Origin of the sequence: Amycolatopsis lurida, from assembly GCF_900105055.1 — a bacterium.
In the GTDB taxonomy this organism is placed as follows: Bacteria; Actinomycetota; Actinomycetes; order Mycobacteriales; family Pseudonocardiaceae; genus Amycolatopsis; species Amycolatopsis lurida.
The window spans coordinates 3,219,922-3,242,127 of the sequence record NZ_FNTA01000004.1; the positions used below are offsets into that span (position 1 = coordinate 3,219,922).

Genomic DNA, 22,206 nt, shown 5'->3' on the forward strand with positions numbered 1-22,206 from the left:
GAGACTTGATCAGCGAGCCAAGTCTCCCGGGAACGGAACCGGATGGGTAAGTGTCCTAAAGGGCGGACTAGCGGGTGGTGTAGTTCGGTGCCTCGACGGTCATCGTGATGTCGTGCGGGTGGCTCTCCTTGAGCCCGGCCGCGGTGATCCGCACCAGCTGCGCCTCCTGCAGCTCGGGAATCGTCGACGCGCCCGCGTAGCCCATGCCCGACCGCAGCCCGCCCACCAGCTGGTGGACGACGTTCGCGAGCGGCCCGCGGAACGGGATCCGTCCCTCGATGCCCTCGGGGACCAGCTTGTCTTCGCTCAGCACGTCGTCCTGGGCGTAACGGTCCTTCGAGTAGGACTTCGCCTGGCCGCGCGACTGCATGGCGCCCAGCGAGCCCATCCCGCGATAGGTCTTGAACTGCTTGCCGTTGACCAGGATCAGGTCGCCGGGCGATTCGGCGGTGCCCGCGAGCAGGCTGCCGAGCATCACGGTGGACGCGCCGGACGCGATCGCCTTCGCGATGTCGCCCGAGTACTGGATGCCGCCGTCGCCGATCACCGGGATCCCGGCCGGGCGCGCCGCCTGGTCGGCCTCGTAGATCGCGGAGATCTGCGGCACGCCGACCCCGGCGACGATGCGGGTGGTGCAGATGGAACCGGGGCCGACACCGACCTTGATCCCGTCGGCGCCCGCGTCCACCAGCGCCTGCGCGCCGGCCCGGGTCGCGACGTTGCCGCCGACGATGTCGACGGTGTCGCCCAGTTCCTTCTTCAGCAGCGCGACGGTCTCGACGACGGCGCGGGAGTGCCCGTGCGCGGTGTCGACCATCAGCACGTCGACCCCGGCGTCGGCCAGCGCCATCGCCCGCTTGTGCCCGTCCGGGCCGACGCCGACGGCGGCACCGACGATCAGGCGGCCGTTGGTGTCCTTGGAGGCGTTCGGGTACTGCTCGGTCTTGACGAAGTCCTTGACCGTGATCAGCCCGCGCAGCTTGCCGGCGCCGTCGACGATCGGCAGCTTCTCGATCTTGTGGCGGCGCAGCAGCCCGAGCGCGGCTTCCGCGGTGACCCCGACCTGCGCGGTGACCAGCGGCGGCTTGGTCATCACCTCATGCACCGGGCGGGTGTGGTCGACCTCGAACCGCATGTCGCGGTTGGTGATGATGCCCACCAGGCTTCCGGCCGCGTCCGTCACCGGGACACCGGAGATCCGGAACCGCGCGCACAGCGCGTCGACCTCGGCGAGGGTGTCCTCGGGCGAGCACGTGACCGGGTCGGTCACCATTCCCGCCTCGGAACGCTTCACGACCTCGACGGCGGCGGCCTGGTCGTCGATCGGCAGGTTGCGCTGCAGCACGCCCATTCCGCCCTGGCGCGCCATAGCGATCGCCATCCGGCCTTCGGTGACCGTGTCCATGGCGGCGGAGACCAGCGGGATGTTCAGGGTGACGTTGCGGGTGAGCCGGGTGCGGGTGCTGACCGCACTGGGCACCACGTCGGACTCGGCCGGCAGCAGCAGCACGTCGTCGAAGGTCAGCCCGAGCATGGCGAACTTGCTCGGGACGGGGGCGGTGACGCTGTCGCTGGTCATAGCAGGCGAACGGCCTTCCTAGCGGTGACTAATGGGGGCCGCCGTGGCTGGTGGCATCACGGCGAGGGCCTGCCCCTCATGATATCCGGGCCGGGCGGCCGCCCGGCCCGGGTGGGCGCCCGGTAGCGTGCAGGCGTGCCGCAAGATGCGTTGCCCCCAGACCCGTTCGCGGATGACCCGGACGACCCGGCCCGCGCGTTCATCGACGACGCCGACCGGCTGGACGAGCCGATCAGCGACGAAGAACGCACCGAGTTGCTGGCCGACCTCTCCGATCTCGCCGTCTACCAGGCGCTCCTCGAGCCGCGCGGAGTGCGCGGGATCGTGGTCGACTGCGGTGAATGCGACGAACCCCACTACCACGACTGGCATCTGCTGCGCGCCAGTCTCGAGCAGCTGCTCGCCGACGGCCGCATGCGACCGCATGAGCCCGCGTTCGACCCGAACCCCGGTGACTACGTGAGCTGGGACTACTGCCGCGGGTTCGCGGACGGTGTCACGGCCAACGAAAGCGCCTACTGATCGCGTTCAGCCCGCTAAAGGCGAAGGGCCTGGTGAGAGAGATCTCACCAGGCCCTTCGGCGTCTTCGGGGTGCTACGTCGTTTCGCCCGCGGCGGGCGCCTGCGCTCCGGCGCCCGGCGTCGGCTCGTTCCGCGAGCCACCGGGGTCGTTGCCCGAGGCCGGCGGCGTCGTGGACGTCGTGGGCGGTGGCGGCTCGCTGCTCGTGGTCGGCGGAGTCGGCGAGGGAGTCGTGGTGCCCGGCAGACTCGTGCCGGGGTTGCCGCCTCCGGGCAGCGACGTCGGCGGGGCGGTCGGCTGCGGGGTGGGCTGCGGAGTGGTCGCGACCGGCGTCTGCGTCGGCTGCTGCTGATCCGGCGGCAACGGCTGCTGGCCGGGGTTCTGCAGCTGAGCACTCAACTGGCGGTGCTGTTCGAGCAGCTGATCGCGGTTTTCTTCGTCGGTCACCTGGCTCAGCGCGGCCTGGGCCTCGTCGAGCGCCTTGCGGGCGTCGTCGAGGCGCCCACCGGCGAGCGCGAGGTTGGCCTTTTCGAGGTCGAGCTTGGCCGCTGCGGCGGCCTCGACCGACCGGGCGTGGTCGGCGTAAAGCACCTTGGTCAGGCCCCAGAGCGTGTCACCAGGCTGCGCGTCCTTCGCGGCGAGACCGGTACCGGCGAAGGCGATGGCCAGGACGGCCGCGGCGGCGGCCACCGGGACCAGCAGCCGGCGTCTTCCCCCGTGTTTGCGGGCGAGCGCGGCGGTCTTCACGGTGACGACGGCGGTGTCGACGTCGACGAGTTCCGCGAGCGGTTCGCTGTCGATGTCACGCCGCCAGGCCAGCAGCAGCGCGTTGAGCTCCTGATCGCCGAGGTCGTCGGCCATCTTCGGGTCCGAGCCGCCGAGGGCGTCGAGCAGCGCGTCATCGGCCTGGACGGCCGACAGATCCGCGGCGAACTCGGCCTCCGAGGGCGTCAGCCCTCTTTCGAAGGCCGTCAGTTCACGATCGGTCCCAGGGGAGAACCGATGGTCGCGATCGGTCACTCAGATCACCTCCTCAGCGGCCAGAACCTTACGTAGGCGCGCGAGGGCGCGATGCTGGGCCACCCGGACGGCGCCGGGCGTGGACCCCACGGCCTCGGCGGTCTCTTCGGCGGACAATCCCACGACCACCCGCAGGACCACGATCTCACGCTGTTTGTCGGGAAGGACGCGCAGCAGTTGCGACATGCGCTCGTTCAGCTCGCCCTGCAGGGCACGCTGCTCGGGGCCGACGCCGCCCTCGACCTCGTCGGGGACTTCGGCGACCGGTTCGGCGCGGTTGCGGGCCGCGGCGCGATGCGCGTCGGCCACCTTGTGCTGGGCGATCCCGTAGACGAAGGCCAGGAACGGGCGGCCCTGATCACGGTACGAAGGCAATGCCGTGAGCACCGCGAGACACACCTCCTGAGCAACGTCGTCTGCGGAAGCGAACGAACGCTCCTGCCTGCCAACCCGAGCGCGGCAGTACCGCACTACCAAAGGACGGATGGCCGCCAGCAACCGCTCGACCGCTTGAGGATCACCCTCAACAGCAGCGGCGACCGGCTCATCCAGTCCGTCCCCCACATTGGCCATCGCAGACAACAGTCCCAGTGTTACGTATAGGCGTGCAAAGAGTCCGGCGTGTGACTTCGGAATCCACTACCGGTGACAGCTACCGTACCGCTCGGGCTCGCCGCCTTCGTTGACGGCCGCCACCGGCGCGCCGCCCTGCGGCGAGCACGCTGAACCCGGATCTTCCTGGTCCCCTTCGCTCGTGGTCGAACTTTCAACGAGCCGGAACACAGTGGGGTACGACGGTCCACCCGGAGGCGGACTCGCTCGGGCCAGGGTGCCCGAGCGGTGAGCATAAATGCGCGAAGCGTGACAGGGAACACAGGTACGGGCCAGGGGTACACCCCCGGCCCGTTCGTCACCCGTTGTGCGATCTCGCCGTTGAAATCAAGAAAGCGTTGTCAGGAAACAAGCCCACGGCGGAATCCGTGGGCGACCGCCTGAGCGCGGTCTCGCACGCCGAGCTTGCGGAACAAGCGGCGGGCGTGGGTCTTCACAGTGTCTTCGGACAGATACAGCTCGCGGCCGATCTGCCCGTTGCTCTTGCCCTGGCTCATCCCGCGAAGCACCTGAAGCTCTCGCTCGGTGAGCTGGACGCCAGGGTCCGAGGGCTGACGCGGCGCCGGCACCGAAGTGCTGGCGAGGGTGTGCGCCAGCGCGGCGACCAGCTCGGGACGCGAGGCGTCCCAGCGCAGGTAGCCGCGAGCTCCGCCCGCGATGGCGGCGGCGATGCTGCCCGCGTCATCCGGGGCGCCGAACACGATCACGTTCGCTTGGGGGTTCGCCGAGACGAGCCGCCGGGTGGCTTCGACGCCGGTCGGGACGGCGCGCTGGGTACCGACCAGCACGACGTCGACCGGCTGACGGGAGTACCGGGCCAGCAGCTCGTCACCGTGCGCTACGCAGTCGATGCGACTGACCCCTGGGACCGCGGACATCACTCGAGTGAGCCCTTCGCGGACACTGCGTCGGTCGTCGCAGATCAAGACCGTCGTCACGGGGTTTCCTTCCTGCAGCCGGGTGACATTCCACTTCCCCTATCGGACGCTTTAGCCCGAACCTTGACACGATCCGGTGGCTTTTTTTGAAAGTTCTTAGCCCGGTTGCCGGAATGGGCCCTCCAACAGGCTAGACGCCCTCAGCGGGGGACCCACGGAGATTCCCGTGCGAGCCGCCTCCCGCAAGGATCTGCGTGCCGTAACACTGCGTGCAACAGTTCGGCGCCTCTGAATCGATACTCATCGGCGTGTCCTGCCCGGAAGTCGGCCTCGACCAGGCATGCCACCCACAGAAGTGAATTGAATTCGTATTTCTCGGCGGTTTCCCGCGCGCTCTCGACCAGCGCTTTCGCGCGGTCCCGCTCAGCGGAACCGGCATTCACGATCGTCACGCCGAGTACAAGCTGTGATTTGACGACGTGCCGCACGGCGCCCCGCGCCCGCGCCGTTTCCAACGCCATTTCCGCAGGTGCGATCCCCGCGGCGGAAATGTTACTCGCCAGTTCGATTTCCGCGCCCACCCAGCCGGCCCTGGTCCGGGTCCGCCAGTTGCCGGTGTGCACGACCGCACGGGCGAGCAACCTGCGGGCGGCGGCCAGCCTGCCGCGCCCGAGATTGTCCGCCGCGAGGCCGAGGAGCGCGTCCGCCCGCGCCCCCTCGGCGTCCAGACCGTCGGGATCGGGTTCACCTCGCGGCTCCTTGATCACCCGGGCAAGCGCCTCGCCATCGAGGGCGAGTGCCGCCGCGTGCCCGCCCAGCTGCCGCCGATGCGAAGCCAGCGCGCTCGCGGCCAGCGACGCGGCCACCGGCTCCTTGCCCGCACGCAAACCGTTCAGCAGCGTGGCCGCCGCCGCGTACCGGCCGCGGGCGCCGAGCCCGATCGCCGCGAGCAGCCGGCCACGAGGCGACGCGGGCACCGCGAAGGGGCTCGGCGGTGGCATGCCGTCGCCGAACGCGGCGGACCGCAAGGACGATTCCATGCGTCCTTTCTATCGCCTCGCACCGACAAGAACGTGCTCGATCCGGTCGGCGGCCGTCGACAGTTCGCCGAGCAGTTCGATCTTGTCCGGGAGGGCGGCGGGATCCCAGCCGGGACCGCACGCGAACAGCCTGCTGCGCTGACGGCCGCGGGAGATCCTGGCGAACAGGCGCGGGTCCGCGGTCGCGCGCCGTCCCGACCACAGCACCACCGCCGCCGGGACACTGCGGCGCACGGTCACCGCGAGCACTTCGGCAGGCAGGGCCGCACCGAACAGCTGGGCGCCGATCCGGCGTCCCGCCAGCGCCGCGGCGAGCGCGTACATCGGCATGTTGTCGCGCTCGTCCGGAACGCAGGTCAGCAGGACCGGGCGCTGGTTACGCGGTTCGCGCAGCACCGGCGTCGCGCGGACGAGGGCGGCGTACACGCATTCGGCGAGCAGGTACTCGACCTCGGCGCCGGCGCTGACACCGCGCCAGCGCGCGCCGAGCGCGGTCAGGACCGGCGACACGACACCGGTCCAGGCGGGCAGGACACCGAGTTCGCGGATCGTGTCGGCGAGCATCCGCTGGACCGCGCCGAAGTCCATCGCGAGCGCGGCGGTGCTCAAGCGTCTGGCGAGGCGGGAGGGGACGTCGTGGTCGTCAGCGGGCGGTGCGGCGGCCCGCTCCTCCACTTGGACCAGGTCGGCTTCCGGCGGCTCCGTCGCCGTCCGGGGCATCTGCTCCAGCGCGTACTTCGCCGCTTCAGCCGTCGACGCGCCGCGAAGCAACGCGCGCTGCATCAGTTCGAGGCGGCCGATGTCGGAACTGCCGTAGCGACGGTGACGGCCGTTGGTGTGGCGACTCGGTCCTACGCCGTATCTGCGGTCCCAGGTGCGAAGGGTGGACGGCGCGACCCCGAGCCGACGAGCGACCGAGGCCACCGGCAGGGTGGGTTCTTCACTGCTGATCCGAGATCCCACTCGACCCAATATCCAGGCAGGCAGGGACCGGGGCAACCGGAACGGAAAGTACCGCTCACACATCCGGGGGATGCCTAACGGCTGAATCGTCTCGAATCTCTTGAACAAGTATTGGCGCGCTTCTAACGTTACCGCCGTTGCACCGAATGGAGTATCCGCAGCGCAGCAGAGCAGGTAAACGCTTCGACCGGATGACGGAGGCGGTCAGGATGGCGGACACACGCAGGCTCCCGGGGCCCAACGCGGATGTATGGGACTGGCAGCTCGAAGGGTCGTGCCGAGGCATGGACAGCGCGTCCTTCTTTCACCCTGACGGCGAGCGCGGGCCGGCCAGAGCCCGCCGCGAGGCGAGGGCCAAAGCCGTGTGCCTGGCCTGTCCGGTACTGGCGATGTGCCGGAACCACGCGCTCGCCGTGCACGAGCCGTACGGGATCTGGGGCGGACTGTCGGAATCGGAACGCGAGCACATCATCAAGGCGGACAAGCGCCAATTGAGCATGTCGAACGGCTGATCCGGCCGAGTCGGCGACGCGGAAGGGCGGCATCCGGGTGGGGTGCCGCCCTTCCGCGTCTCCGGCCCCGGATCGCGTTTAGGGGGCTGAACGCAGGTCGGTGCGGCCGTGGGCACGCGCGCGACCCGGATCGCGTTTAGGGGGCTAAACGCAGGTCCCCGCCGCGTGCGCCCAGATCGCGTTTAGGGGGCTAAACGCAGGTCGGCGGTCGGCACAAAAACGGGGCGGCACTCCGGTTGGAGTACCGCCCCGCTTCAGGGGTGGAACTAGTGCGCGTGGCCGTGACCGGCCGCGGCGGGCTCCTCCTCGACCGGCTTCTCGACGATGGAGCTCTCCGTCGTGAGCACGAGCCGGGCGATGGAAGCGGCGTTCGCCACCGCGGACCGGGTCACCTTGACCGGGTCGACGATGCCGGCGGCCAGCAGGTCGGTGAGCTCACCGGTGGCGGCGTTGAAGCCGTGCCCCCAGCTCTGCTCCTGGACCTTGTTCACGATGACCGCGCCCTCGTGGCCCGCGTTGGTCGCGATCCAGAACAGCGGGGCGGACAGCGCGTCGCGGACGATGCGGACACCGGTCGCTTCGTCGCCCTCGAGGCCGAGGCCGCCGTCGAGCTCCTTGACCGCGTGCACCAGCGCCGAGCCACCGCCGGGCAGGATGCCCTCTTCGACGGCCGCCTTGGTCGAAGCCACGGCGTCCTCGATGCGGTGCTTGCGCTCGTTCAGCTCGGTCTCGGTGGCCGCGCCGACCTTGATCACCGCGACACCGCCGCCGAGCTTCGCCAGCCGCTCCTGCAGCTTCTCGCGGTCCCAGTCGGAGTCGGTGTTCTCGATCTCCTTGCGGATCTGCGCGACGCGCGCGGCGATGTCGTCCTTGGTGCCGGCACCGTCGACGAGCGTGGTGTCGTCCTTGGTGACGACGATCCGGCGCGCGTTGCCCAGCTGGGCCAGCGTGGTCTCGGACAGCTTGTGCCCGATCTCGGCCGAGATGACCTCGCCGCCGGTGACGACCGCGAGGTCGTCCAGGAACGCCTTGCGGCGGTCGCCGAAGAACGGCGCCTTGACCGCGACGGCGGTGATCGTCTTGCGCAGCGAGTTCACGACGAGGGTCGACAGCGCTTCACCGTCGACGTCCTCGGCGATGATCAGCAGCGGCTTCTTGGCCTCGACGACCTTCTCCAGCACCGGGAGCAGGTCGGCCAGCGCCGAGATCTTCTCGCGGACCAGCAGGATGTAGGCGTCCTCGAGGATCGCCTTCTGCTCCTCCGGGTTGGTCGCGAAGTGCGCCGACAGGAAACCCTTGTCGAACTGCACACCCTCGGTGATCACGAGCTCGGTCGCCAGCGTGGACGACTCCTCGATCGTGATGACACCGTCTTCGCCGACCCGCTCGACGGCCTCGCCGAGCAGGGCGCCGATGGCCGCGTCACGCGAGGTGACGGTGCCGACCTGGGCGATGTTGTCGCGACCCTTGACCGGGGTCGCCTTCTCCTTGAGGACCGCGATGACCTTCTCCGCGGCGGCCTCGATGCCGCGGCCGACGGCGGTCGGGTTGGCGCCGGCGGCGACGTTGCGCAGGCCGACCTTCACCAGTGACTGCGCGAGCACGGTCGCGGTCGTGGTGCCGTCACCGGCGACGTCGTTGGTCTTGGTGGCGACGCTCTTGGCGAGCTGGGCGCCGAGGTTCTCGAACGGGTCGTCGAGCTCGATCTCACGAGCGACGGTGACGCCGTCGAGGGTGATGGTCGGGCCACCGAACTTCTTGTCGAGCACGACGTGGCGACCGCGCGGGCCGAGGGTGACCTTGACCGCGTCGGCGAGCTTGTTCACCCCGCGCTCGAGCGCGCGACGAGCGTCCTCGTCGAAACTGATCTGCTTGGGCATGGCCTGTTCCGCTTACCTTCCAGTTCTAAAGCACGGAATACACGAACGCCCCGTCCCCCGGCAATGCGGGGCCCGGGGCGTCATGCGCTGAGAGCGGACGTCAGTTGATGACGGCCAGCACGTCGCGAGCGGAAAGGATCAAGTAGTCCTCACCGTTGTACTTCACTTCGGTGCCGCCGTACTTGGAGTAGATGACGACGTCGCCGACAGCCACGTCCAGCGGAACGCGGTTGCCCTTGTCGTCGATGCGGCCCGGGCCCACGGCCAGAACCTTGCCCTCCTGGGGCTTCTCCTTGGCGGTGTCGGGGATGACGAGGCCGGAAGCGGTCGTCTCCTCGGCCTCACTCGTCTGGACAACGATCTTGTCCTCGAGCGGCTTGATGTTCACGCTCACCGGGTTGACCTCCACGGTCGTCGAAAGCGTTGGCAGGATGAGTTACGGCTCCTACCACCCCCGCCGTCGCGGGTGCCGGGGCGTGTTCGGGCCGTGCAATTAGCACTCTAGCCATGTGAGTGCCAGCTTCGCAAGGAGGGTCCGCTCACCCCGCGAAAACTCGGCCCCCGAGCCCCTGACCGGCCGTTTCGTTCCGCCCGGTACCCCCGGATCGCGATTAGGGGGCTAAACGCAAGTCCGCGACGTCGGTCACCAGGGCATCGGGATGGAGGGCCCCTAGGGCCCTGCGCTTCGCTGGTGTCTTCGCCAGAGCGATCGAAGTGACGCCTGCGGCGCGAGCGGCCAGGATGTCCGCGGCCGAGTCGCCGACCATGACGCACTGCACCGGTGACGTGCCGAGAGCCGTCACAGCGGCATCGAGGAGCGCCGGCTGTGGCTTCAGCAGCGCCGGGTCGCTCGTCGTCCGCGCGCTGATCCCGCGAACGAACTCGACGAGGTCGTGCAGACCCAGGAAGGACCGGATCGCGTCGACGGAGTTGTTGCTGACGACCGTCACCGTGAACCCCTGCGCACGCCAGTCGCGCAGCACTTCCGCGATACCGGGAGCAGGCGAGATCAGGGCGACGGCCTCCCCCTCGAAGCGGGTGAGCTGCCGCTCGACGACGTGCGCGGCGTTCGGCCCGCACGAGGCCGCGAACCGGAGCACGTCGAACGGATCGGACGAGGCGATCACCTCGGGCTCGATGAGGCGTTGGAGCCGGTCCGCGACCTCGCTCGCCGGAAGCCTGGCGAACACGTCGCACACCGGCCCGTCGAAGTCGAGGAAGACGTGGTCCTTCTCGCGCAGGAGCTCCATCCCTCCACCTTGCCACCGACCTGCGTTTAGCCCCCTAATCGCGATCTGGAGGGACCTTACGGACGAAGCCGGTTTCTGGTTAGGTTCCGACCATTGGGGTCGGTCCTGTTCAGCAGACCTAGTCACTGGGGGTATACGCCCATGCCGCGTCCCTTCCGTCCCGTAACCCTCGAGCCGCTCCGGCGCCGGTCCAAACGGACCGCCGGGCTCGCGGTCCTCGCCCTCGCCGCCGGGCTCCTCGCCGCGGTCCCCGCCGAAGCCGCCCCCGCGGACCAGCAGCGTCAGCGGGACTTCGCGGCCGCCGCGCGGGAATTCGGCGTCCCGGAGAACGTCCTGCTCGGCGTCTCGTTCCTGGAGTCGCGCTGGGATTTCAACGCCGGCACCCCGAGCACGTCCGCCGGGTACGGCCCGATGCACCTGACCGACCTGCGCGAAGCGGGCACGGGCACGCATCACGACGAAGGTGAGGAGGATCCGCGCGGCGACGACGCCCGCCCGGCGAAACTCCCGGCGACCCCGGCGCCGAAGCCTCCCCCACCCGGCCTCCAGACCATCGACGAAGCGGCCACGCTGATCGGCCAGGACGTCGCGACGCTGCGAACGAACACCACCCAGAACATTCGCGGTGGCGCCGCCCTCCTGGCGAAGTATCAGCGCGAGACCGGCGACTGGAGGGCCGCCGTCGCGCGCTACAGCGGCGCGAAGGACGCCGAGGGAGCGCAGTCCTTCGCCGACGAAGTCTTCGACACCATCTCCAAGGGCGTCAGCCGCAGGACCGACGACGGCCAGAACGTCACCCTCGCCGCGTCACCGATGAGCCCGGCGCGCACCCAGGCCGAAGCCCCGAAGACGGAGTGCCCGAAGAAGGTCTCGTGCCTTTCGGTGCCGGCGCCGTACCAGGAGTTGCCGGACAACGACTACGGCAACCACGACAAGGCGGACCGGCCGAAGAGCCAGAAGGTCGAATACATCATCATCCACGACACCGAGGGCTACTGGGACACGGCGATGGACCTTGTCACCGACCCGACGTACGTGAGCTGGCACTACACGATCCGCTCGTCCGACGGCCAGATCGCGCAGCACGTGCCGACCAAGGACGTCGCCTGGCACGCGGGCAACTGGTACGTCAACGCGAAGTCCGTCGGCATCGAGCACGAGGGCTTCGCCGCGAAGGGCACTTGGTACACGGAGGCGATGTACCGCACGTCCGCGAAGCTGGTCGGCTACCTCGCGCGGAAATACGACATCCCGCTCGACCGCGCGCACATCCTCGGCCACGACAACGTCCCCGGCACGATCCCCTCGACGATCCGGGGCATGCACTGGGATCCGGGCCCGTACTGGGACTGGGCGCACTACTTCGAGCTGATGGGCGCGCCGCTTTCCGGCTTCGGCCGTCCGGGCTCACCGCTGGTGACCATCACGCCGGACTTCGCCACGAACCAGCCCGCGTTCACCGGCTGCGAGTCCGCCGGAAAGCCTTGCCCGGCAAGGGGTTCCGGTTCCGTCGTACTGCGCAGCGAGCCGAACGACTCGGCGCCGCTGCTCAAGGACATCGGCCTGCGCCCGGACGGTTCGGCGAGCACGATGGCCGTTTCCGACATCGGCAGCCGGGCGGAGACCGGCCAGCGGTACGTGGTCGCCGAGCGGCGTGACGGCTGGACGGCGATCTGGTACCTCGGACAGAAGGGCTGGTTCCGCGACCAGCGCACGACGAGCCCCGCGTTCGGCCTGGTCGTCACGCCGAAGCCCGGCCTGGCGACCGTGCCGGTGTTCGGGCGCGCGTATCCCGAAGCCGAGGCCTACCCGGCGAACGTGCCGGTGCAGCAGGTCATCCCGCTGCCGTACACGTTCTCGGCCGGGCAGCGGTACTCCGTCGGCAACGTGCTCGGTTCCGAGTACTACTCGGCGACGACGTTCGACCCGGCGAACCACGTGGTCGTCAAGGGCAAGACGAAATACGTGCAGATCCAGTTCGGACACCGCATCGCCTTCGTGAAGGCGGACGACGTCCGAATCCTGCCCGCCCTCTGAAACCGTCCCCGGGGTCAGGAGTCCAGCGCGACCTTGACCCCGGGGGCGTGCTCGGTGTTCCGCCGCGTCTTCGACCAGCCGTTGCGGCCGCGCACCAGCCGGAACAGCGCCCGCCACGACGTGATGTAGAACGTGTAGATGTACAGCGCGTAGGCGAAACCCATCCCGAGTCCACGTAGGACATTGCGGCTCTTCAGGCATTTGAACTGGTAGATCGGGCCCCACACGATGAACGGCAGCAGCCCGAACGAGCCGTAGATGGCGAACAGGATCCACGCGCCGTCGTCGGCGAACCAGGTCCAGACCTGCGCCGGATCGCCCGCGGTACTGAAGAGCAGCAGGATGAACGGGATCGGGTACAGCAGCGAGCCGAGCAGCTGCATCCACGGCTGCGCGAGGTAGTACATCATCTCCGCCGCGCCCAGCGTGCTCACATGCGGCGAATCCCAGATCCGCCGGAGATACCGCGAACACTGCATCGTGCCCTGGCCCCAGCGCGTGCGCTGCACCAGGAACCGCCGCAGGCTGTACAGACCTTCCTGCTTCACATGGGAATCCGGGGTGTAGCCGGTCCGCCAGCCCGCGGTCAGCAGGTGCACGCCGAGTTCGAAATCCTCCAGCAGCGAACCACGCCACGGCTGTTCGTCCGGCCCGGCGATCGAGTCCAATGCGGACAGCCGGGTGAACTGACCGTTGCCGCCCATGGAGATCGTGCCGGTGAAGCCGCGCGAGGTCTGGATGGCCGCGATGGCCGTGCGGAACTCGAGATCCTGCATCTGGGCCAGCTTCAGCCCGAAAGCGCGCGAAAACCAGTTCTTCCCCGGCGGGCGGGTGTCGGCGTTGCCCATCCAAACGTCGAGCTGGACGGCGCCGATCGTCTCGTCGCCGAAAAGATGGTCCGCCGCGCACACCTCGAGGCAGTTCGCCGCCGGCCGCCCGTCCGCGTCGACGACCACGACGACCACGTCGTCCCGGCTCGCGTCCGGTCCCATCCAGTCGTTGAGCGCCTGATAGGCCGCGTTGAGCGCGTCCCCCTTGCCCGTCCGCGCCTCCGGACGGCGCCGGGGAACGAGATGCAGGTACGGGTCGTAGCCGCCATTGCGGCGCCAGATCGACCTCACCACCCGCGCCGTGCGGTCCTCGGAGTCGTCGTCGACGACCCAGACGTGCGCGTGCCGGAACGTCGACCGCAGGTACCGCACGGTTTCCCGGATGACGGTCTGTTCGTCCCGGCATGGAACGAAGAAGTGCCAGGTGAAGTCGGCGGCGTCACCGACGGGCGCGGGTTTGCGCCGCAGGTACGGCACGACGATCACGACCACGTACACGATGAACGCCACGCTCATCGTGAGCGCGAACGCCTGCGTGATCGCCAGAAGGATCTTGATCGAGCCGCCGCCCATCAGGCGGCCACGCGTTCGGCACGGGGCTTGCGGGTGCTCAGCCAGACGAACAGCACGAGGGCGATCGCGCCGCCGAGGACGCTGACCATCGAACCGAGCAGGGTGTGTCCCCAGTAATAACCTTCGTCGATACCCATCACGTTCACGAGACCGACGATGGCCAAAACCCTCATCTGATTGACAAGAATGACGACGATCGCGGAAATGAGCAACGAAGTGAAGAGTCGCTTCGCATTTTTCGGCCGGAAATACAACATGACGGCGGTCACCAGCAGCAGTGGCAGCAACATGAATGCCGACGAGCATTCCGGAGTCATTCTTAACCCGAGTGGAGTATCGCCGGACAACCCAAAGTAGACAGTCTCGCGTTCACCGGCGACGAAGACACCCGATGTGGTGATAACCCTCAGTATCAGGCCCGAGAGCTGGACTTCGAAAACCCGGTACAGGCGTTCGGCCAGCACCAGGCCGACCGCGACGGCGAGCACCGCCAGTACCGCCATACGCAGCGGAAACCGGCTGGAACTCGGCAAAGGAGCGCTCGCAACGGCCACGATGACCCTCTCAGGAAAGACGCAGCAGACGACGGGACACGTCGAAGCGGACAGGGGACCTCGCCGACGAGAGTAAGTCAGCGAGAACCGGCCCTTTCGACCGGGGTTCGCCTTTTCAACGTGATCATGGGCCCTTTCGGCACGATCGTGGAGAAACTGACTAGGCCGAAAGAGTGACGCGATCGGCGACCTGCGGGAAATGTCCGCAAAGACCACCCGATCCGGTGATCCTCACAATTTTCTGTGCAATTTAAGAAACACTCGGCGATAGACGATCCGCGAGCCGAGTCAGGCCAGCTGAGGATTCGTCCGCGACGGTTGCGCCCTCGTGCCGACCGCAGATCCAGAGAAACTCCCCACGAATCAATTCGGAGGACCAGTTGAAGAACACGCACCTCTTGCGACGAGGTGGATTGCTCGCCGCTGTGGTGGCGAGCGTGGCCATCGCCGGCGCGGCGCCCGCCTCGGCGGCCCCCGGTGACGGCTCCGCGTACGGCGTCAAGGTCGATGTGAAGCTCCTCGGCCTCGACGCGGTGAAAGCCGGGCCGCTCGCCGAGGCGAAGACCTCCGGGCCGACCGCCAACAGCCTCGCGAAGGTCGACCTTACCGGCGTGCTCACCGCGGGCGCGATCAACACCGAAGCCAAGCGCGACGACAACTCCGGTGCCGTGACCGCCAAGGCCAGCACCGCCGATGTCGGCTTGCCGCTGCTGAAGAGCGCGCTCGGTACGGTCGGCGTCAAGGTCGTCGAAGCCACCTGCACCGCGACCCAGAAGGGTGTGCAGGGCGCGACGAACCTGGTCGACGCGAAACTCGGCAGCGCGGGGACGGTCGACTCGACGCCCGCCCCGAACACGCAGATCAAGGTCGGCCTCGGGACCGTCAACGTCGCGACGATCATCCTGAACGAACAGATCAAGAACAGCGACGGCAGCCTCACGGTCAACGCCATCCACGTGAAGCTGCTCGGCGAGGCCCTCACCCCGCTCGGGTCCGGCGACGTGATCGTCTCGTCGGCCACCTGCGGGCCCGCCGGCCTGCCCGTGCCGCTCGCTTCGGGCGCGGGGCTGTGGATCGGTCTCGGCCTGCTCGGTGCCGTCGCCATCCCGGTCGGTATCCGCGTCGTCCGCAACCGGCGTCCGGCGACCACCGCCTGACCAGGGTGAAGTGAGGTCGAAATGTACAAGTTGCCTGGCGCCGGAGTCGGCGTCGCCGGTGGCGGGGTGGGTGCCCTCGCCGCCACCGGGGCCGATGTCGGCTGGTGGCTGGCCGTCGGGGTGATCCTGCTGGTTCTCGGAACCATCGCGGTCATCGCGGGCTACCGCCGCACGAAACGGCTCGGCGAGATGGGGAGCTGACACTCCCCTGGACGAAACGGCCGCCGGCGTGGGCCCCTCGCACGCCGGCGGCCATCACCCGCGTTGTGCGGGACACTCGAAACGTGGATGAGGAGCGCGAACGCGTGGATGTGATGTTGCTGGCCGGAACGCGGCCGGAGGCGGTCAAGCTCGCGCCGCTGGCGTTGGCGCTGGCGGAGCACCCGCACCTACGGCCCTTCGTCGTCCACAGCGGACAGCATCAGGGCATGGTCGATCAGGCGTTGATCCCGTTCGGACTACCGGTCGACGCCTGGCTCGACACCCCGCCCAGGACCACCGGCTCCCAGGCGGAACTCGTTTCCGGGCTGCTGCCCGCGCTCGACGACCTGCTGCGCCGTGTCTCCCCGGCCGCGGTCGTCGTCCAGGGCGACACGACGACGGGACTGGCCGGCGCGCTCGCCGCGTTCTGGCGGGGAATCCCGGTCGTGCATCTGGAGGCGGGCCTGCGCACGCACGACCTCGCCGCACCGTTCCCCGAAGAGGGGACGCGGCAGATGATCTCGCGCATCGCCGCCCTGCATCTCGCGCCGACAGCGGCCGCCGCGGCCGCGCTGCGCACGGAAGGTGTTCCGCGCCAGCGGATCGCGGTCACCGGCAACACCGTCGTCGACGCCGTGATCGCGATCGCCGAGCGGGATCTCCCGGCGAGGGACACCGCGCTCGCCTTGCTGGAGATGGAAATCGCCGAGGCCGGCGAACGCCTGGTCCTCGTCACCTCGCATCGGCGTGAGTCCTGGGGCGAGCCGCTGAGCCGCACGCTCGCCGCCATCGAACTGATCGTCGCGGAGCACAGCGACGTCCAAGTACTGTTCCCGGTGCATCCCAATCCGGCCGTGCGGGACCAGGTGACGACCGCGCTCGGCGGGACCCCGCGGGTGACGATCACCGAGCCGCTCGAGTATCCCGACCTCGTGCGCGCGCTGCGGCTCGCCGAGCTCGTCCTGACCGATTCCGGTGGTATCCAAGAGGAAGCGCCGACGTTCGGCACGCCCGTCCTCGTGCTCCGCGACGTCACCGAACGGCGCGAAGCCATCGAGGCGGGCTGCGCCTGGCTGGTCGGGACGGACACCGGCCTCATCGCAGACACCGCGGCGAAGGTCCTGCGTGGCGATCTCCATCCGACGCACGCCGGAAACCCTTACGGCGACGGCAATGCCGCCACGTTGTCGGTGGCCGCGCTGGAGGAACTGCTCAACCTCGCCCCGGCGCCGCGCACCGCCGCCGAATCGCGTTAGATCGAGACGATCTGCACCGGCAGCGCCGGATTCGCGGAGAAATCGAGCGACGCACGTGGCCGTCCGGCGGCGACCACGTGCGCGCCGAGCGCGGCGATCATCGCGCCGTTGTCCGTGCACAGCCGCGGCCGCGGGACCCGCAGGGTGATCCCGGCTTCGGCGCAGCGCTCGGCGGCGAGTTCGGACAGCCGCGAATTCGCCGCCACGCCACCGGAGATCACCAGCGTGTCCACGCCGTGTTCCTTGGCGGCGCGGATCGCCTTCATGGTGAGCACGTCGGCGACGGCCTCCTGGAACGACGCGGCGACGTCGTCGACGGGAATGTCCTCGCCCCGGCGTTCGGCGCCTTCGACCCAGCGCGCGACGGCGGTTTTCAGGCCGGAGAAGGAGAAGTCGAATTTGGCGTCACGCGGGCCGGTCATCCCCCGAGGGAACGCGATCGCCGCCCCGTCACCGTTCTTGGCGGCCTTGTCGATGGGCGGGCCGCCGGGGTACGGCAGGCCGAGTACGCGGGCGACCTTGTCGTAGGCCTCGCCCGCCGCGTCGTCCACAGTGGACCCGAGTTCGGTGATCTCGGACGCGATGTCGTCCACCAGCAGCAATTGCGTGTGCCCGCCCGAAACGAGCAGGGCGAGGCAGCGGTCAGGCAGCGGGCCGTGCTGGAGCGTGTCGACGGCGATGTGCCCGGCCAGGTGATTCACGCCGTAAAGCGGGATGTCGAGCGCGGCGGCGTACGCCTTGGCCGCGGCGACGCCGACCAGGAGCGCGCCGGCGAGACCGGGTCCGGCGGTGACCGCGATCGCGTCCACATCGGACAGTTTGAGCCCGGCCTTTTCGAAGGCCCGCTCGACCGTCGGGACCATCGCCTCCAGGTGCGCGCGGCTGGCGACCTCGGGCACGACGCCGCCGAAGCGGGCGTGCTGGTCGACGCTGGAGGCGACCTCGTCTGCGAGGAGTTCGACGGTGTTGTCGTCGTGCAGGCGGACGAGGCCGACACCGGTCTCGTCGCACGAACTCTCGATGCCCATGATGATGCGCGACATCAGCCCGCCACCTCGTCTCGGACCTGGGCCCGCGGGCGGGCCATCGTGTAGGCGTCGGCCCCGGAGGGCTGGTAATAGCGCTTCCGGAGGCCGATGCGTTCGAAACCGTGTCGCTCGTAGAGCGTGATCGCCGCGTCGTTGTCGGTGCGGACTTCGAGGAAGACCGGCGCGGCGAGTTCGTCCGCGCGGTCGAGGAGCGCCTTCAGCAACGTGGTGCCGATGCCCTTGCGCTGGTGGCCGGGGTCGACGCCGATCGTGTGAATGCTCGCCTCGTAGTCGCCGCGGCGGCCGACGACGGCGAGCCCGGCGTAACCGATGACCTCGTCGCTTTCCTCCGGACGGGCGACCAGGTAGTAGCCGCCGCCGTCGAGTTCCGCGTGGAAGGCGTAAGCGCTCCACGGCGAATCGCCGGGGAAGAGGATCTTCTCTATCTCGACACAGCGGGGGATATCCTTGCGGCGTAAGGGTTCCAGCCTCACGGCGTGGTCACCTTCTTGCGCGCGGCCGGTTCGACGGCGTCCGGGCGGCGGAGGTAGAGCGGGGTGAGCGGGGCGGGCTCGTTGTCGAAGTCCTTGCGAGCGGCCTTGACCAGTCCGATAGGCGACGGAAAGCGCGGCTCGATCGGCTGGACGCCGAGGGCGTCCGCGTAAAGGAGGGCGCCGTCGCCCGCCGCGACCTTGATGGTGGTCTGGAGGTCGGCAGGCCGCTCGACGTGGGGGCCGTCGGTGCGCGAGCCGTCGGCGGCGTACGCGGCCCAGTAGACCTCGCGGCGCCTCGCGTCGGTGAGGACGAGGAAGGGCGCTTCGCCGGGGGCGACGTCGGCGGCGATCGCGTCGAGACTGCACACCGGGTACGCGGGGATGCCGAGGGCGTGGGCGAGCGACGCGGCGGTGGCCATGCCGGCGCGAAGGCCGGTGAAGGGGCCGGGGCCGACGCCGCAGACGATGGCGTCGAGGTCGCGAAGCGTGACGCCCGCGGCCTTGACGGCTTCGAGGGCGTGGGGCGTGATCAGCTCGCCGTGCGCGCGCGGGTCGACCGTGACGCGGTCGCCGCGCGACTCGAGGACGTCGCCGTCCAGGGCGACGAGGCCCGCGGTGACCGCCGGGGTCGAGGTGTCGATGGCCAGTACCAGCACGGTTACCCAGCCTACGACCAGCGCCCCGGATCGCGTTTAGCGGGCTGAACGCGATCGGGTGGCGCTCCCTCTCCCCCGCCGCCGAATCGCGTTTAGCCCGCTAAACGCGACGCGCGCCGGGGGCCTGCCTGCCGGGCCCAGGGCCTGCTGCCGGATCGCGATTAGGGGGCTAAAGTCGCTCCCCGCTCTTCGGCCCGCACGTCGCGTTTAGCGGGCTAAACGCGATCCGGTGGACTCGGCCCGCCAGACCCTCAGATCGCGATTAGGGGGCTAAACGCAGGTCGGCCCACCGTGTGAAGCAGGTCGCAGGGGTGCGGGTGGGCAGCGCGGTACGGTCCTCCGAGGGGCCACGCGCCCGGCCGGCGGAGTCGAGCAGGAGGTCACACGGTGCCCGATCGGTTGTTCCCCACGCTGGCGAGCGGCTCGGCCAAGGAGGCGCTCCGCTTCGGCGACATCTCCCTCACCTATGACGACGTCGCGGCCGTCGCCGGCACACTCGCCCGCGACCTCCCGAGCGGCCGCGTCGCCGTCTGGGCCACGCCGTCGGTGCACACCAGCGTCGCCGTAGTCGCCGCCCTGCTCGCCGGCGTCCCGGCCATCCCGCTCAACCCGAAGATCGGCGAGCGGGAACTCGCGCACATCCTCACCGACAGCGAGCCCGTCCTCGTGCTCGCCGAGCCGGGCGCCGATCTGCCCGTCGGCCTGGGCGGCCTGCCGCGCCGCGACATCGTCCTCGAAGGCACGTCCGTCGATCTCCCCGCGGAACCGGCCCTGATCGTCTACACCTCGGGCACCACCGGCCCGCCCAAGGGCGTCGTCCTCCCACGGCGCGCCATCTCGACGACTCTCGACGCACTCGAGGACGCCTGGGAATGGACCGCCGACGACGTCCTGGTCCACGGCCTACCGCTGTTCCACGTGCACGGCCTGATCCTCGGCATCCTCGGCCCGCTCCGGCGCGGCGGCTCGGTCCGGCATCTCGGTCGCTTCTCCACCGAAGGCGTCGCACGCGAACTCGCCTCCGGGGCGACGATGATGTTCGGCGTCCCGACCATGTACCACCGCATCGCGGGCGAAGTCGGTGAAGACCCATCACTCGCCGAAGCGCTCAGCAGCGCCCGGCTGCTCGTCTCCGGATCGGCCGCGCTGCCCGTCCACGACCATCAGCGCATCACCGCGGCGACCGGCCGGCGCGTGATCGAGCGCTACGGGATGACCGAGACCCTCATGAACACCAGCATCCGCGTCGACGGCGAGCACGTCCCCGGCACGGTCGGTGTCCCGCTGCGCGGCGTCGATCTCCGGCTGGTCGACGAAGCGGGCGAGCCCGTCGAGGAGATCGAGACCGTCGGCGAGATCCAGGTCCGCGGGCCGAACCTGTTCACCGAGTACCTCAACCGCCCCGACGCCACCGAAGCGGCCTTCGACGACGGCTGGTTCCGGACCGGCGACATGGCGACCCGCGACGCGGCCGGATACGTGAAGATCGTCGGCCGGAAGGCGACGGACCTGATCAAGAGCGGCGGTTACAAGATCGGCGCGGGTGAGATCGAGAACGCGCTGATGGAGCATCCCGGTGTCGCGGAGGTGGCGGTGACCGGCGAGCCCGACGACGACCTCGGCGAGCGCATCGTGGCCTGGGTGGTGCCCGAAGGAGATCGCCCGGCGGAGTCGGAACTCGCCGACCACGTCTCGCGCCTGTTGTCGCCACACAAACGGCCGCGGGTGGTCCGCTACCTGGAAGCGTTGCCGCGCAACGACATGGGCAAGGTCATGAAGCGGGCGCTCGGATGAGCAGGCCCTCGGCGCGGTCCGTCATCAAGGAGATCGCGACCGGTTTCGAGGATCTCGACGTTCCGCGTTCCGACGAGCCGGACGACGGGCCGATCGGCTGGCCGGGTTATCGCTCGGCACGCGAGGCCGCCGAAGAGCGGACCGGAGAAGACGAGTCCGTGCTGTGCGGGACCGCCAGGATCGGTGACGTCGACGCGGTCGTGATCGCCTTCGAGTTCGGCTTCCTGGGCGGGTCGATCGGTCAACGAACCGGTGATCGGGTCGAAGCGGCGTTCGCGCGGGCGGTGGAATCCCGGTTGCCGGTGGTATCGCTGATCGCGACCGGCGGCAGCCGCATGCAGCACGGGATGCGGGCGCTTTCGCAGTTGCAGCGCATCGCGCGAGCAGCGGCCGGAGCCCGATCGGTACCGCAGATCTCCGTACTGCGCGATCCGACCACGGGCGGCGGTTGGGCGACCCTCGGTGCGAGCGCCGACGTCGTTCTCGCGTTGCCCGGAGCTCAGGTCGGTTTCGCCGGGTCTCGCGTGCGGCCCGCCGACGCGCCCGCGGAGGCGTACACGGCCGAAGCGAAACTCGCGTGGGGCCAGGTCGACCAGATCGTGGCGCCTTCAGACCTTCCCTCGGCACTGGAACGGTGGCTGCGCCTCCTGACTTCGCCGACTGCGGACACAGCAGAGCCGCCCGGCGCGCTCGGAACGACGGACTTGCCCGACAGCGGATGGGACGCGGTCCAAGCCGCGCGCTCTGCCGAGAGGCCTCGGGCAGCGGAGTATCTCGACGCGTACTTCGACTGGCGTGAGGCCGTCTCGGGCGACAGGTGCGGCGGAGTCGACTCCGGCGTCTTGTGCGGCTTCGGCTGGCGAAGCGGCCGAGCGATCGCGTACGCGGCGCAGTGTGGGACGCCGACACTGCCCGCGGGCTTCCGGACGGCGGCACGTCTGGTGCGGCTCGCGTCGAGGCTCGGAGTCCCGGTCCTCACCCTCGTCGACACCCCGGGCGCGGCGAACGACGAGGCGGCCGAACGGGCGGGGGCCGGCGCGGCGATCGCGGAGTTGTTCGAGGCGGTCGCGAGTGCGACCGTGCCGATCACGACCCTCGTGATCGGGGAAGGTGGTTCCGGGGGCGCGCTCGCGTTCGCGGCGCCGGGGTCGACCTGGGTGACGCCCAACGCGTACTTCTCGGTGACGTCGCCCGAGGCGGCCGCGGCGATCCTCAAGTTGCCCACCGACGAAGTCCCCGCCCTCGCGGACCGGCTCCGCCTGCGCCCCCAAGACCTGGTGGACCTGGGAATCGCGCGCTCCGTGGTGGGCTCCGCGGACCTGCGTTTAGCCCCCTAATCGCGATCCGGTGCCACAGATCGCGATTAGGGGGC

General features: G+C 69.5%; 22 protein-coding genes. 8 read left to right on the forward strand and 14 right to left on the reverse strand.

Annotated features, from left to right (window positions below):
* Window positions 1–67 precede the first annotated feature (67 nt).
* Window positions 68–1,579, reverse strand: a complete 1,512-nt coding sequence (gene guaB, locus BLW75_RS20050) for an IMP dehydrogenase (RefSeq protein ID WP_034304394.1) — start codon at window positions 1,577–1,579, stop codon at window positions 68–70.
* A 135-nt stretch (window positions 1,580–1,714) separates the two neighbouring features.
* On the opposite strand from guaB, the gene BLW75_RS20055 reads away from it, so the two are divergent.
* Window positions 1,715–2,101, forward strand: a complete 387-nt coding sequence (locus BLW75_RS20055) for a DUF5319 domain-containing protein (RefSeq protein WP_005166667.1) — start codon at window positions 1,715–1,717, stop codon at window positions 2,099–2,101.
* Between the two features lie 73 nt (window positions 2,102–2,174).
* Here BLW75_RS20055 and BLW75_RS20060 read toward each other — a convergent pair whose 3' ends face one another.
* From BLW75_RS20060 to BLW75_RS20080, 5 genes are all read right to left on the reverse strand, one after another.
* Window positions 2,175–3,119: an anti-sigma-D factor RsdA gene (locus BLW75_RS20060; RefSeq protein ID WP_034304391.1), complete on the reverse strand. Its 945-nt coding sequence runs from the start codon at window positions 3,117–3,119 to the stop codon at window positions 2,175–2,177.
* Entirely contained in the window at window positions 3,120–3,692 is a 573-nt protein-coding gene (locus tag BLW75_RS20065) for a sigma-70 family RNA polymerase sigma factor (RefSeq protein WP_026467317.1), read from the reverse strand. It lies immediately after the preceding gene.
* A gap of 380 nt (window positions 3,693–4,072) precedes the next feature.
* Window positions 4,073–4,669 carry a response regulator transcription factor gene (locus tag BLW75_RS20070; RefSeq protein ID WP_003073605.1) on the reverse strand — a complete coding sequence of 199 codons (597 nt, stop codon included), beginning with the start codon at window positions 4,667–4,669 and terminating at the stop codon, window positions 4,073–4,075.
* A gap of 140 nt (window positions 4,670–4,809) precedes the next feature.
* Window positions 4,810–5,649 carry a hypothetical protein gene (locus BLW75_RS20075; protein ID WP_034304386.1) on the reverse strand — a complete coding sequence of 280 codons (840 nt, stop codon included), beginning with the start codon at window positions 5,647–5,649 and terminating at the stop codon, window positions 4,810–4,812.
* A 9-nt stretch (window positions 5,650–5,658) separates the two neighbouring features.
* On the reverse strand, window positions 5,659–6,573 hold the full coding sequence (locus BLW75_RS20080; protein ID WP_206743471.1) for a MerR family transcriptional regulator: 915 nt from the start codon (window positions 6,571–6,573) through the stop codon (window positions 5,659–5,661).
* A 230-nt stretch (window positions 6,574–6,803) separates the two neighbouring features.
* Between BLW75_RS20080 and BLW75_RS20085 the strand changes: the two genes are divergently transcribed.
* Entirely contained in the window at window positions 6,804–7,124 is a 321-nt protein-coding gene (locus BLW75_RS20085) for a WhiB family transcriptional regulator (protein WP_073847344.1), read from the forward strand.
* A 266-nt stretch (window positions 7,125–7,390) separates the two neighbouring features.
* Here BLW75_RS20085 and groL read toward each other — a convergent pair whose 3' ends face one another.
* From groL to BLW75_RS20100, 3 genes are all read right to left on the reverse strand, one after another.
* Complete coding sequence (gene groL, locus BLW75_RS20090; protein ID WP_034304382.1) at window positions 7,391–9,004, reverse strand: chaperonin GroEL; 1,614 nt, start codon at window positions 9,002–9,004, stop codon at window positions 7,391–7,393.
* 100 nt (window positions 9,005–9,104) lie between these two features.
* A complete protein-coding gene (gene groES, locus BLW75_RS20095; RefSeq protein WP_009072407.1) occupies window positions 9,105–9,398 on the reverse strand; it encodes a co-chaperone GroES in 294 nt (97 codons plus the stop codon).
* A gap of 217 nt (window positions 9,399–9,615) precedes the next feature.
* Window positions 9,616–10,254 (reverse strand): HAD family hydrolase, encoded by a 639-nt coding sequence (locus tag BLW75_RS20100; protein ID WP_034304381.1) that lies wholly within the window; start codon window positions 10,252–10,254, stop codon window positions 9,616–9,618.
* A gap of 141 nt (window positions 10,255–10,395) precedes the next feature.
* Here BLW75_RS20100 and BLW75_RS20105 point away from each other — a divergent pair, with 141 nt between their 5' ends.
* Window positions 10,396–12,291, forward strand: a complete 1,896-nt coding sequence (locus BLW75_RS20105; protein ID WP_034304379.1) for an N-acetylmuramoyl-L-alanine amidase — start codon at window positions 10,396–10,398, stop codon at window positions 12,289–12,291.
* A 14-nt stretch (window positions 12,292–12,305) separates the two neighbouring features.
* Here BLW75_RS20105 and BLW75_RS20110 read toward each other — a convergent pair whose 3' ends face one another.
* Window positions 12,306–13,694, reverse strand: a complete 1,389-nt coding sequence (locus BLW75_RS20110) for an XrtP-associated glycosyltransferase (RefSeq protein WP_034304376.1) — start codon at window positions 13,692–13,694, stop codon at window positions 12,306–12,308.
* Entirely contained in the window at window positions 13,694–14,197 is a 504-nt protein-coding gene (xrtP, locus tag BLW75_RS20115; RefSeq protein ID WP_034304374.1) for an exosortase P, read from the reverse strand. Before xrtP ends, BLW75_RS20110 begins: the two co-directional genes overlap by 1 nt.
* A gap of 431 nt (window positions 14,198–14,628) precedes the next feature.
* Between xrtP and BLW75_RS20120 the strand changes: the two genes are divergently transcribed.
* From BLW75_RS20120 to wecB, 3 genes are all read left to right on the forward strand, one after another.
* Entirely contained in the window at window positions 14,629–15,405 is a 777-nt protein-coding gene (locus BLW75_RS20120) for a choice-of-anchor protein CoaP (protein WP_034304371.1), read from the forward strand.
* 21 nt (window positions 15,406–15,426) lie between these two features.
* Window positions 15,427–15,606: an LPXTG cell wall anchor domain-containing protein gene (locus tag BLW75_RS20125; protein WP_007031099.1), complete on the forward strand. Its 180-nt coding sequence runs from the start codon at window positions 15,427–15,429 to the stop codon at window positions 15,604–15,606.
* A 104-nt stretch (window positions 15,607–15,710) separates the two neighbouring features.
* On the forward strand, window positions 15,711–16,862 hold the full coding sequence (gene wecB, locus BLW75_RS20130) for a non-hydrolyzing UDP-N-acetylglucosamine 2-epimerase (protein ID WP_034305016.1): 1,152 nt from the start codon (window positions 15,711–15,713) through the stop codon (window positions 16,860–16,862).
* On the opposite strand, the gene tsaD is transcribed toward wecB, so the two are convergent.
* The 3 genes from tsaD to tsaB are packed head-to-tail and all read right to left on the reverse strand — an operon-like array spanning window position 16,859 to window position 19,040.
* The gene (tsaD, locus tag BLW75_RS20135; protein ID WP_034304369.1) at window positions 16,859–17,905 is read right to left on the reverse strand and encodes a tRNA (adenosine(37)-N6)-threonylcarbamoyltransferase complex transferase subunit TsaD; all 1,047 of its coding nucleotides are present in this window, start codon (window positions 17,903–17,905) and stop codon (window positions 16,859–16,861) included. The genes wecB and tsaD overlap by 4 nt on opposite strands.
* Window positions 17,905–18,384 (reverse strand): ribosomal protein S18-alanine N-acetyltransferase, encoded by a 480-nt coding sequence (gene rimI, locus BLW75_RS20140; RefSeq protein WP_034304367.1) that lies wholly within the window; start codon window positions 18,382–18,384, stop codon window positions 17,905–17,907. The genes tsaD and rimI overlap by 1 nt, the downstream gene beginning before the upstream one ends.
* Window positions 18,381–19,040 (reverse strand): tRNA (adenosine(37)-N6)-threonylcarbamoyltransferase complex dimerization subunit type 1 TsaB, encoded by a 660-nt coding sequence (gene tsaB, locus BLW75_RS20145; RefSeq protein WP_034304364.1) that lies wholly within the window; start codon window positions 19,038–19,040, stop codon window positions 18,381–18,383. The genes rimI and tsaB overlap by 4 nt, the downstream gene beginning before the upstream one ends.
* A 387-nt stretch (window positions 19,041–19,427) precedes the next feature.
* Between tsaB and BLW75_RS20150 the strand changes: the two genes are divergently transcribed.
* A complete protein-coding gene (locus BLW75_RS20150; RefSeq protein WP_034304361.1) occupies window positions 19,428–20,834 on the forward strand; it encodes an acyl-CoA synthetase in 1,407 nt (468 codons plus the stop codon).
* Window positions 20,831–22,171: a carboxyl transferase domain-containing protein gene (locus tag BLW75_RS20155; RefSeq protein ID WP_034304358.1), complete on the forward strand. Its 1,341-nt coding sequence runs from the start codon at window positions 20,831–20,833 to the stop codon at window positions 22,169–22,171. The genes BLW75_RS20150 and BLW75_RS20155 overlap by 4 nt, the downstream gene beginning before the upstream one ends.
* Window positions 22,172–22,206: the final 35 nt, after the last annotated feature.